This window comes from Clostridium vincentii (genome assembly GCF_002995745.1).
Lineage (GTDB): Bacteria > Bacillota > Clostridia > Clostridiales > Clostridiaceae > Clostridium > Clostridium vincentii.
In genome coordinates, this window is sequence record NZ_PVXQ01000062.1 from 1 (window position 1) to 11754 (window position 11754).

An 11754-nucleotide genomic window follows, 5' to 3' on the forward strand; every position below is an offset into this window, starting at 1 on the left:
AATCCAACTCCATTCTTTTTATCTTAGCAATAAAATTATAATGGATAATTTATGTATTGGGGAGATGTTTTTACATCTCCTTTATTTTTTTGCTACCTTTGCCTACTAAAATTATACTCTAACTATATCATGAAAAGAATTGATAAAATATACAATTATATTATAGAAAATTCTGCGAAGCTTACCGCTAAAGATATAAAAGAAGGTGCAGGATTTAGTGCTGAAAATATTTCACAAGCACTGGATATATTGAGAAACAATGTTAGTAAGGAGCTTAATACACTTTCAAGAGAAAAAAAGATTATTAAAATAAAGGGACGCCCTGTATTATATTTAGATAAGGAAGGCTTTCAAGACCTTTTAGGATATGAGCTAGAGGATGAAAGTATTGAGATAGAAAATATAGATGAAATATTAGAGATAGGCAAAATGGATGAAAAGGAAGCTAAAAATCCCTTTACATTTCTAATTGGTTCAGATAGTGGACTTAAGAATCAAATTGAGCAAGCGAAAGCTGCAATAATGTATCCACCTAATGGACTTCATACATTAATAGTAGGTGAAACAGGCGTAGGTAAGACTCTTTTTGCAAGTATGATGTATAATTACTCTAAGTTTACCAAGGCGTTCACAGAAGATGCTCCGTTCATTGTATTTAATTGTGCTGATTATTATAATAACCCTCAATTATTAATATCTCAGATATTTGGACATGCTAAAGGGGCATTTACGGGGGCCGACACAGAAAAAGATGGACTTGTTGTAAAAGCAAATAATGGGATATTATTTCTTGATGAAATTCATAGACTTCCTCCAGAAGGGCAGGAAATGATTTTTTATTTTATTGATACAGGAACCTATAACAAACTTGGGGATACTGATAGGAAAAGGAGCGCAAAGGTCCTTATAATAGGAGCTACGACTGAAGAACCCGGGTCCTTTTTGTTGAAAACTTTTATGAGAAGAATTCCTATAACAATTAGTATTCCAAATTTAGAAGATAGACCTATAAAGGATAGATTGGATATAGTAAGGTTCTTATTATCAAAGGAAGCAAATAGAGTGAATAAATCAATAAAATTAGAATCAGATGTTGTAAAAGCTCTAATAGGCAGTGCTTCCTATGGAAATGTTGGACAAATAAAATCTAATATACAACTAGTTTGTGCTAAAGGATTTTTAAATAGCATAGATAAAAGTGACAATATAGAAATAACATTTAATTCATTGCCAACAGAAGTTAAGAATGGATTATTTAGTTTGGCTGGAAAAAGAAAAGAAGTAGAGGAATTAGATAAGTATTTAGATAAAGAACTAGTTATAATGCCTGCAGGATCAGACAAAGAACTAGCTATGATGCCCTGTGGAATAGAAGTAGATAAATACGAGCCCCCTTTTAACTTGTATAAAATTATAGAAGATAAATCAACACTGTTAAAATGTGAAGGCGTAGATGAAGATTTTATACGAGAATATATAACAACAGACATAAATATACATATAAAAAGTTTCTATACTAAATTCACCAAAAATGAATCAAGTAGAGAGAATATATTAAAGATAGTTGATGAAGATATACTGAATTTTTGTGAAGAGATAAAGAGGTTTATTGAAGAGAAGAAAAACAAGAAATTAGATGATAGATTTTTGTATGCATTAAGCCTTCATTTAAGTGCTTTTTTAAAGAGAATGGAAAAACACACAGCACTAAACTATATTGATATTGAGAATATTATTAAAAAAAATAAAGAAGATTTTGATATAGCTATGAACATAAAAGGAATTATTGAAGAAAGATATAAACTAATTGTGCCTGAAATGGAAGTAGTATATTTAACCCTCTTAATAAGTGCAATTAATGAAGAAATAGGGGCAGAACATGTAGCAATACTAGTAGCTATGCATGGGGTAAGTGTAGCTAGCGGTATGGTAAATGTAACTAAGAAATTATTAGGAGAAGGGATAGTAGACGCAATAGATATGCCCCTAGAAGTAAGTCCTAAAAAGATTCTTGATGAGATGATTATAAAAGTTCAAGAAATAGATAGAGGTAAAGGCGTATTACTTCTTGTAGATATGGGTTCTCTATCAAGTTTTGCTCCTGTGATTATAGAGAAAACAGGAATTAATATAAGGTGTATAGATATGGTATCAACTCCTTTAGTATTAGAAGCTGTGAGAAAAACAAGTAGATTAGATATGGATCTAAATACAATATATGAGACACTAAAGGATTTTAGAGGATATGCTAGATTAGAATCTTCGGTGGATATTGTTTCAAATAAACCGAGGGCAATAATAACAATATGTTCTACTGGTGAAGGTACCGCTAAAAAACTTAAAGAAATTGTAAATAACATAATAGTAAGTTTGACAGATGAAGAAATAGAAATAATTCCTATTGGAGTCAAAGATGTAACTAATAGGGTTAAGCTAATTCAACAAGAGAAAAATATTATTGCAACAGTGGGAATTGTAAATCCTAATATTGAAGCTCCATTTATATCGTTAGTAGCTTTAATCGATGGAAATGGAGAACGTATTTTAGCTAGCATAGTTAAAAATAATGGATTTGTAACTAAAGAAAGTAATACTAAAGTGGTAGTTAAGGATTTATGTACTGATACATTGAAACAATTTTTAACATATTTAAATCCTTTTAAAATAGTGGATGTGTTAATGAAATTTATAGAAATAGTATCGAAGGAACTTAATATTACATTTGATAATTCTATGTGTATTAAACTTATAATACATATTGGGTGTGCTGTGGAGAGAATGTTAATTAAGAATGGACTTAGATATGAAGAAAATATAGAAAGCTTGGATAAAAATAGAATTAGAGCGCTAAAAATGGGCAATGACTTTATAAAGAAGTCTATTAATATAGAATTAACTGATGATGAAATATATTTTATAGTTGAAATTATGGAATAGTATCAAAGAGAGTATTAAAAACAGTATCAATAATCATAAGAAAAACTGATATACAATTCATTGTGTATCAGTTTTTCTTTTTCTATAAATATTAAAATAATAATAAAGGCTGGTGCTTAAAAGGTTTACAAGGTAAAATGAACATTAATACTCTATTTTGGCATGAGAATTGCTAGTATATATAGTAAGACCATTTTAGATATCATAATATTAGTATTAAATGAAATTATGATAATGATGTAGATGGTATTGTAACTTCTGAGAATAAGTTTTTTTATTAATAGGAGGTTAGTATATTTATAAATTTAAGTTTTGGAGGTAAGTAGATGGTAGCAATAGTAGTAGGATCTCATGGCAATTTTTCAAAAGAACTTGTGAAATCAGGAGAAATGATTTGCGGAATTCAAGAAAATGTTGGATATGTGACATTTCAAACGGGAGAGAGTGCAGATGGGTTAGTAGCAAAATATGAGGAAGTACTAGCAAAACTGGATTGCAAGGATGGAGTTTTATTCATGGTAGATTTATTTGGGGGAAGCCCTTATAATGCTGCAAGTAGAATTGCAATAAATAATGATAATATGGATATAATCGCAGGAGTCAACTTACCTATGTATCTAGAAATATCACAAGCAATGAGTTTTAGTACAGTTAATGAATTAGTTAATACAGCTCTTAGTACAACAATAGATACAATAAAATCTTTTAGAAAATCTATGGAAAATATCGAAATGGAGGAATTATAATATGGAAATTAGTTTTGTAAGAATAGATGATAGATTAATACATGGACAAGTTGCAACAGTATGGGCAAAGGTTAGTAAATGCAACAGAATAATAGCATGCAGCGATGAAGTGGCTGCAGACACTTTAAGAAAAACATTATTATTACAGGTAGCTCCAGCTGGGATTAAGGCATATGTTTTACCAATTGATAAAGCTGTGTCTGCATATAAAAATCCAAAGTATAATGAATTCAAAACATTATTCTTATTTACTAACCCTACCGATGTGATTAGAGCAATAGAAGGAGGTATAGATATAAAATCAGTAAACGTCGGAGGAATGTGCTATAAAACGGGAACAACTTTAATCACTAGCGCAGTATCAGTAAGTCCACAGGATGTTGAAGCATTTAAAAAATTAAATGAAATGGGCATTGAGTTGGAAGTGAGAAAAGTAGCTAATGAAAGTAAAGTTAGTCTTATGGAAAAACTAAAAAGTTCAAAATTGTTATAACAGAATTTTTTTATTAAAAGGGAGGAATTATAAATGAGTGGTATACAATTAATTTTAGTCATAATAGTTGGAGCTATTTGCGGAATGGGAAGTGTTCTTGATGAAGGACAAACTCATAGACCATTAATAGCTTGTACATTAGTTGGACTTGTGTTAGGTGATCTTCAAACCGGAATTATATTAGGTGGTATGCTTGAAATGTTGGCTTTAGGGTGGATGAATGTTGGGGCAGCAATGGCTCCAGATGCAGCTCTTGCTAGTGTTATTGCAGCTATACTTGTAATATATGGTAACCGAAGTATGGGTGCTGGTATAGCTATAGCAATTCCAATTGCAGCAGCAGGACAAGTACTTACTATATTTGTAAGAACTATAACAGTATTTTTCCAACATTTAGCTGATAAATATGCTGAAGATGGAAATACTAGAGGAATAGAAATGTGTCATTTTCTTGGATTATCACTACAGGGATTACGCGTAGCAGTACCAGCTGGGATAGTAGGAGCATTAGCAGGAACAGATGCAGTAACATCAATGCTTGCAGCTATACCTGAGGTAATTACAAGAGGGTTACAAGTTTCAGGCGGATTTATAGTTGTTGTTGGATATGCAATGGTAATAAATATGATGGAAGCAAAGCATTTAATGCCATTCTTCTTTCTAGGATTCGTATTAGCAGCATTTACAACTTTCAACTTAATTGGATTTGGTATAGTTGGAGCTGTAGCAGCAATAGTATACATTCAGCTTAATCCTAGGTTCAATGGAGCCGGAGCAAATGATGGAATTGACGATTCAGAGTTAGACTAATATATTTTATTATAAAAGGGGGTTTACAAAATGAGTGAAAAGAAATTAGATAAAAAAGTTTTAAATAGTATGTTTGTTCGTTCTTGGTTTCTTCTAGGATCATTTAATTTTGAAAGAATGCAATCAATAGGTTTTTGTGTGACCATGATACCAGCATTGAAGAAATTATATAAAGGAGATGAGTTAAAGGCAGCTCTTAAAAGACATTTAGAGTTTTTTAATACACAACCTTTTATCGCAGCACCAATAATGGGAATAGCTGCAGCTATGGAAGAACAAAAGGCAAATGGAATGCCTATAGATGATGCTACAATTAGTGGTGTTAAAGTAGGACTTATGGGACCTTTAGCTGGAGTTGGAGATCCGATTTTCTGGGGAACTGCAAGACCAGTACTAGCTGCTGTAGGGGCATCTATAGCCGCTAGTGGAAGTATTATTGGCCCATTATTCTTCTTCACAGCATTTAATGCACTTAGATTGTCTACTAAATGGTATGGATTAAAATATGGTTATAATAAAGGTACTGAACTTGTTGCTGATATAGGTGGAAATAAGCTTCAAAAGTTAACTGAAGGGGCATCTATCCTAGGACTATTCGTTATGGGAGCTCTTGTTTCTAAGTGGACATCTGTTAATTTACCATATGTACTTTCCGAATATACAGCACCTGATGGTACAGCAGTTGTTACAACTATCCAAAGTATTTTAGATTCATTACTACCTGGATTAGTGCCATTAGTGTTAACATTTATATGTATGTATTTATTAAAGAAAAAAGTTAATGCATTATATATAATTTTCGGATTATTTGCAATTGGTATTTTAGGATACTGGGCTGGAATCCTAGCATAAATATTAATATATAAAAATAGTTTTAATTAGATTATGTTATTGAGACTAAAAGGATAGTAGCAAGGTAATACTTGTTACTATTTTTTTTGTGGAAACTAATATTAAAAGAAAATATAAACATATATGGAACTGATACCGCATATAATTGATTCATTTAAAACAAATTAATTTAAACAAGGTATGATGCTTGTAAATTCAACAAATTTTATAATAAATAGAAAATTATCAAAACCTTTACTTGACAGTATATGTATGGAACTGATATCATAAAGTCAAGGAAGTAAACGTTACAAATTAAGGGGGATCATTAATGAATAAACAGCAAAATGTAGCTAAAGAGATATTGAAAAACATTGGCGGAAAAGAAAATATAAAATCCATGGAGCATTGTGCGACAAGATTGCGGCTTATATTAAAAGATAAAGAGCAAATAAATGAGAAGGCCATAGAAAACATTGATGGAGTAAAGGGACAATTTTTTGGCGCAGCTCAATATCAAATTATCTTAGGGACAGGCTTTGTAAATAAAGTATTTGAAGAAATGAGCAAGGAAGGAATAGAAACGGGAAATGCTAAAGAAGAAGCTTATAGCAATATGACAATGCCTCAAAAGATTTCTCGTACACTAGGAGATATATTTGTACCTATAATACCTGTTCTTGTTGCAACGGGATTGTTTATGGGAATACGTGGATTATTAGTTAATTTAGGCGTAGAAATGGATCCAACTTTTTTAATATTAACACAGGTTTTAACAGATACAGCCTTTGCATTTTTACCAGCTTTAGTTGCTTGGTCAACAGTTAAGAAGTTTGGTGGGACCCCGGTTATAGGAATTGTATTAGGACTTATGTTAGTCGCACCACAGCTACCCAATGCTTATGCAGTAGCATCTGGAGATGCGAGCCCAATATATATTGCGTTAATGGGGATTAACATTCCAATAGTAGGATACCAAGGCTCAGTTTTACCAGCATTAATATTAGGTATAATTGCAGCAAAACTTGAAAAGAAACTAAGAACATTTATACCAGATGTTTTAGATTTAATAGTTACACCATTTTTAACTTTAACAATTGCAATGATTTTAGGATTATTAATAGTCGGACCAATAATGCACACATTAGAAGGCAGTATATTAGCAGTTTGTAATAGCTTTATAGGATTGCCTCTTGGAATTGGTGGCGCACTCATTGGTGGATTACATCAAGTTATAGTAGTAACAGGAATACATCATGTATTTAGTGCCTTAGAAGTTCAATTATTAGCTTCAACAGGATTAAATCCGTTTAATGCTATGATTACAGGTGGTATAGTATCTCAAGGCGCTGCGGCTTTAGCAGTAGCTTTAAAGACAAAAGATAAAAAGAAACGTTCATTATATATTTCTTCAGCAGTTCCAGCATTCTTAGGAATTACTGAACCAGCAATATTTGGAGTTAACTTAAGATTTATTAAGCCTTTCATATTTGCTTGTATAGGAGGAGCTTCTGCAGGATTATTTGCAGGAATAATAAAGCTTGCTGGAACCGGAATGGGTATTACAGCACTTCCTGGAATATTACTATATTTAAATACAAATATAGCTGGATATTTTATAACTTGCGGTATAGCTATAGGCGTAGCCTTTTCGCTAACTTATTTCTTATTTAAGACACAAGAGTAATAAAAATATAATTAAGGAGAGTCCTAATAGCAATGCTAGGGCTCTCTATTTCTCATATGTGCGTATAAATTTTTGCTTTATATATGATATAATATTTTATATATAATGAGCTTAAAGTCTCTATTTCTATTATGTGAGGAGAATAAATATGAAAGTTACTATTCAAGATATTGCTAATATGGTAGGGGTATCAAAAAGCACGGTATCAAGGTATTTAAACGGCGGATATGTAAGTGAAGATAATATGAAGAAGATTAGCGAAGCTGTTGATAAAACGGGATTTAGATCTAATTATTTTGCCACAAGATTAAAATCAAACAAGAGTAGATTGATAGGGGTTATTATTCCTAGACTAGACTCCTTTACTGCAATGAAAATACTAAAGAGTATGAATAAAAGACTAGAGGAAAAAGGGTATCAAGTTATAATATTAACTAGCGAATTAGACAAGGATAGGGAACTTAATCATATGGCTAAACTCCATCAACAAGGGGTAGATGGAATAATTGTTATGGCCGTTGATATAACAAAGGAAAATATAGCTTTAGTAAATAAATTATCCATTCCAATTCTATTTACAGGACAAAAAAATAGTTTAGTTAAATGTATAAAAATAAATGATATAAAGGCAGGCAGAATTTTAGGGGAACATATAAAATCTAAGGGGCATAAAAATATAGTGTTCTTGGGAGTTGCAGAAGATGATAAGGCTGTTGGAATTGAAAGAAAAGAAGGCTTTTGTCAAGTATTTAAAGATTCAGATTGTACAATAAATTTCGTGGAAACTGATTTTAGTTTTAATAAAGCTTATGAGGTAGCTAAAAAAGCTATTTCATATAAACCTACAGTAGTGGTGGGAGCAACAGATAATATAGTTCTTGGTTTTATTAGATATGCCTTTGAAAAGGGATACAAAATACCAGAGGATATTTCAGTAGCTGGATTTGGTGGTTATGATGTAGGGTTAGCCGTCCATCCTACTATAACTACGGTATGGATAGATTATGAAGCGTTGGGTGAAAAAGCTGCAGAATCTATAGTAGCATCTATAGAATTAAAAGAGCTAGAAGAGGATGTTGAAATTCCATTAGAGTTAATTGAGAGAGAAAGTATAAGGAACTTAAATAAATAAGAACCTTAGTATATGGTAGAAGAGAATCAAAAAAATATAGTGAGGTTAGAGAATGAAGAATTTTAAGTCTTTAGAAGAAGTGAATTTAGATGGAGAGAAATTTTATAAAGATAATATACAGTGTGATAATTGGAAGTTGAACTATCATTTTGAGCCCCCATTTGGATTAATTAATGATCCAAATGGGTTAAGCTATTTTAATGGAGAATATTACTTGTTTTTTCAATGGAATCCATATACTTGTGAGCACAAATATAAGCATTGGGGGCTAGTGAAGACTAAGAATTTTATAGATTATACTATGCCAAAAGTAGTTATTGCACCAACTGATTGGTATGATAAAGATGGGTGTTATTCAGGAAGTGCTCTGTCGCATAATGGTAAGTTAGAATTAATTTACACAGGTAACGTGAAGGATGCTAAGGGTAATAGAGAATCTTACCAAGTTAGAGCTATATGTGATGATAATGGAAGTATAACTAAGGTAGGGCCTGTAGTATCAGACATTCCAAAGGGTTACACTGCCCATTTTAGAGATCCTAAGATTTTTAAGTATAAGGGGATATACTATTTTATTATTGGAGCACAAACTGAGGATCTAAAGGGTAGAGTTCTTTTATATAGCTCAGAGGACTTTAATACATGGACCCTAAAGGGAGAAATAGAGACTGCATATAAGGATTTTGGATTCATGTGGGAATGTCCAGGACTTATTAATATGGATAATAAAGATCTATTCATATTTTCACCTCAGGGGTTAAAGGGAGAAGAGTTTAAGAATCAAAATATATATCAATCGGGATACCTAATTGGAAATCTTGACTATGATACATTAATGTTCAACCATAATGAATTTAAGGAACTGGACATGGGGTTTGATTTTTATGCACCTCAAAGTTTTAGAGATGATAAAGGCAGAGATATAATGATTGGATGGATGGGACTTCCAGAAGAGGATGAACAACATCCAACTTCTAAATATAATAGAATCCATTGCTTAACAATGGCAAGGGAGTTATCTATTAAGGATGATGTGCTATATCAAAGACCATTAGAAGAGTATAATAACTTAAGAAAAGAACTTTTAGTTGATATAGAAGGAGTAGATATTAATAAGTGGGTAAGTAATAATATTGAAGAAAATAGTTATGAATTTTTATTAGAGGTTAATGAAAAGAATGCATCACAAGTTGAGTTAAGATTTGCAATCGGAAATAATGAAGACGTGACACTTAAATATGATTTTGAAAAGAGTATAGTTATTTTAGATAGAACTAATATGAAGCTAGGAGGCAAAGGTATAAGAAAACTTAAGCTTCATAAAGAAGAGACTTTTAAAATACAGATGTTTATGGATAAGTCATCATTTGAAATATATTTAAATGATGGAAGAGAAGTTATGTCTAGTAGAATCTATCCTCAGGATGGTAGTATAGGAATAGAACTATTGTCTAAAGGGGGGGATATAAGAATTGACAAAATGAAAATATGGAATTTAATAGGAGTGAGATATAATGAATAAAGTTTTTTGCATAGGAGAATTATTAATTGATTTTATAGGTAAAGATATTAATAAGGGACTAAAGGATGGAACTAATTTTGAGAAAAAGGCAGGGGGTGCACCAGCTAATGTTGCAGCCGCAGTTTGTAAGTTAGGCGGAGAAGCTACTTTTTTAGGGCAAGTTGGAGATGATTCCTTCGGTAGATTCCTAGTTGATATGCTAAAGGAAGTAAAGATTGATGTGGAAATGACTAAAATGGAGGGTAGTACTACATTAGCCTTTGTTGCTATTGATGAAAATGGCGAAAGAGATTTTGAATTTAATAGGGGTAGTGACGGAGAATATTCTTTTGATAGTATAGATTTAAAGAAGATTGGAAATTCTGATATACTTCACTTTGGTTCAGCGACAGGCTTATTAGAGGGAGAGTTAAAGAAAACTTACTTTAAACTTTTGGATTATGGAAAAGAAAAGAATATATTTATTTCTTTTGACCCTAACTATAGAGATGCTTTAATTACTGAGGATAAGTTAGAACAATTTATAAAAGATTCTAAGAGTTTTATAAAAGTTGCTGATTTTATAAAGTTAAGTGATGAAGAAATTAAGATAATAACTGGAGAAATAAATTTAAATGATGGGGTTAAGAAGCTTCATGAGTTTGGCGCTAAGGTAGTAGCTGTTACTTTAGGATCAGAGGGAACATTAATAAGTAATGGAACAACAAGCGAAATTATCCCTTCAATAAAAATCAAGCAAGTCGATTCAACAGGTGCTGGGGACGCGTTTGTTGGTGCTGCACTAAAGAAAGTTGCAGAGCTTAAAGACAAGAAAAACATCCCTTTTGAAGAATGGAAGAGGATAATAGCTTATGCTAATAAGGTTGGAGCCATTACATGTACTAATTACGGAGCTATAGATTCAATACCTTTGGCTAAGGATATTAAATAGATATTAAATAAAATAAGGGTTGTCCTAAAATAGAAATTTCTATTTTAGGGCAGCCCTTTTTAGAATTATTTAGTTTATTTTGTACCAAAACCATAAAGTTCTTTTTTCTTTGAAATAAATATTGCCATAAGTACTGGAAGAATAAGTGATAAACCTATTGAATATAATTCACTACCTGCGATAATATTTATAATTAAATTTACAATAGTAGCAAAAAAATAAAGGAAAATACCTACTTTTTGCTTACATAACAACATTATACAAGATACTATAAGTACTAGTACAATAATCATAGATATAATTAAGATGGTTGTTATTTGATCAGATGCCAATGCGAACATGCCAATACCACCTAATAAAAGCCCTAGACCTCCAACTATAAAATGTATTATGCATATTGTAAGTATGCCTGCACCTACTTTGTTTTCTTTTTCATTTTCGTATTCCATTTGAAACCTCCATAATAAAATAATTTTTTCAATATATTACATATTTAATTATAACATTATTTGGTTAAAGAGTAATGCGTTTTTGATTATTTAGATTGAGTCAAGTAAAAGTGGGCAACTATTTTATTATCCATTATTTTACAGTATATATTTATAACTTCCCTTAAGCATTTTTACTCTTAATTGTAACTAATATCTCCAAATCCTTTTAATCCA

10 protein-coding genes are annotated in these 11754 nt (G+C 31.3%); 9 read left to right on the top strand and 1 reads right to left on the bottom strand.

What is annotated here, in order from left to right:
• Positions 1-129: 129 nt before the first annotated feature.
• The 9 genes from CLVI_RS16415 (at position 130) to CLVI_RS16455 (ending at position 11089) form a co-directional block, all read left to right on the top strand.
• The gene (locus tag CLVI_RS16415) at positions 130-2937 is read left to right on the top strand and encodes a sigma-54-dependent transcriptional regulator (RefSeq protein WP_106061246.1); all 2808 of its coding nucleotides are present in this window, start codon (positions 130-132) and stop codon (positions 2935-2937) included.
• A gap of 326 nt (positions 2938-3263) precedes the next feature.
• Complete coding sequence (locus CLVI_RS16420; RefSeq protein WP_106061230.1) at positions 3264-3683, top strand: mannose/fructose/sorbose PTS transporter subunit IIA; 420 nt, start codon at positions 3264-3266, stop codon at positions 3681-3683.
• A 1-nt stretch (position 3684) separates the two neighbouring features.
• On the top strand, positions 3685-4176 hold the full coding sequence (locus CLVI_RS16425; protein ID WP_106061232.1) for a mannose/fructose/sorbose PTS transporter subunit IIB: 492 nt from the start codon (positions 3685-3687) through the stop codon (positions 4174-4176).
• Positions 4177-4209: 33 nt separating this feature from the next.
• Complete coding sequence (locus CLVI_RS16430) at positions 4210-4986, top strand: PTS mannose/fructose/sorbose transporter subunit IIC (protein ID WP_106061234.1); 777 nt, start codon at positions 4210-4212, stop codon at positions 4984-4986.
• Positions 4987-5016: 30 nt separating this feature from the next.
• Positions 5017-5838: a PTS mannose transporter subunit IID gene (manZ, locus tag CLVI_RS16435; RefSeq protein ID WP_106061236.1), complete on the top strand. Its 822-nt coding sequence runs from the start codon at positions 5017-5019 to the stop codon at positions 5836-5838.
• Between the two features lie 310 nt (positions 5839-6148).
• Positions 6149-7504, top strand: a complete 1356-nt coding sequence (locus CLVI_RS16440) for a sucrose-specific PTS transporter subunit IIBC (protein ID WP_106061238.1) — start codon at positions 6149-6151, stop codon at positions 7502-7504.
• Positions 7505-7652: 148 nt separating this feature from the next.
• Positions 7653-8636 (top strand): LacI family DNA-binding transcriptional regulator, encoded by a 984-nt coding sequence (locus CLVI_RS16445; RefSeq protein WP_207655402.1) that lies wholly within the window; start codon positions 7653-7655, stop codon positions 8634-8636.
• Positions 8637-8688: 52 nt separating this feature from the next.
• Positions 8689-10158 carry a glycoside hydrolase family 32 protein gene (locus CLVI_RS16450; RefSeq protein WP_106061240.1) on the top strand — a complete coding sequence of 490 codons (1470 nt, stop codon included), beginning with the start codon at positions 8689-8691 and terminating at the stop codon, positions 10156-10158.
• Entirely contained in the window at positions 10151-11089 is a 939-nt protein-coding gene (locus CLVI_RS16455; protein WP_106061242.1) for a carbohydrate kinase family protein, read from the top strand. The genes CLVI_RS16450 and CLVI_RS16455 overlap by 8 nt, the downstream gene beginning before the upstream one ends.
• Positions 11090-11163: 74 nt before the next feature.
• Here CLVI_RS16455 and CLVI_RS16460 read toward each other — a convergent pair whose 3' ends face one another.
• A complete protein-coding gene (locus tag CLVI_RS16460; protein WP_106061244.1) occupies positions 11164-11538 on the bottom strand; it encodes a hypothetical protein in 375 nt (124 codons plus the stop codon).
• Positions 11539-11754: the final 216 nt, after the last annotated feature.

What these genes read in the sequence shown, in the direction of transcription:
- CLVI_RS16445 (WP_207655402.1), top strand. Translation starts at nt 7,653, where the DNA reads ATGAAAGTTACTATTCAAGATATTGCTAATATGGTAGGGGTATCAAAA.
- manZ (WP_106061236.1), top strand. Translation starts at nt 5,017, where the DNA reads ATGAGTGAAAAGAAATTAGATAAAAAAGTTTTAAATAGTATGTTTGTT.
- CLVI_RS16415 (WP_106061246.1), top strand. Translation starts at nt 130, where the DNA reads ATGAAAAGAATTGATAAAATATACAATTATATTATAGAAAATTCTGCG.
- CLVI_RS16425 (WP_106061232.1), top strand. Translation starts at nt 3,685, where the DNA reads ATGGAAATTAGTTTTGTAAGAATAGATGATAGATTAATACATGGACAA.
- CLVI_RS16460 (WP_106061244.1), bottom strand. Translation starts at nt 11,538, where the DNA reads ATGGAATACGAAAATGAAAAAGAAAACAAAGTAGGTGCAGGCATACTT.
- CLVI_RS16450 (WP_106061240.1), top strand. Translation starts at nt 8,689, where the DNA reads ATGAAGAATTTTAAGTCTTTAGAAGAAGTGAATTTAGATGGAGAGAAA.
- CLVI_RS16440 (WP_106061238.1), top strand. Translation starts at nt 6,149, where the DNA reads ATGAATAAACAGCAAAATGTAGCTAAAGAGATATTGAAAAACATTGGC.
- CLVI_RS16420 (WP_106061230.1), top strand. Translation starts at nt 3,264, where the DNA reads ATGGTAGCAATAGTAGTAGGATCTCATGGCAATTTTTCAAAAGAACTT.
- CLVI_RS16455 (WP_106061242.1), top strand. Translation starts at nt 10,151, where the DNA reads ATGAATAAAGTTTTTTGCATAGGAGAATTATTAATTGATTTTATAGGT.
- CLVI_RS16430 (WP_106061234.1), top strand. Translation starts at nt 4,210, where the DNA reads ATGAGTGGTATACAATTAATTTTAGTCATAATAGTTGGAGCTATTTGC.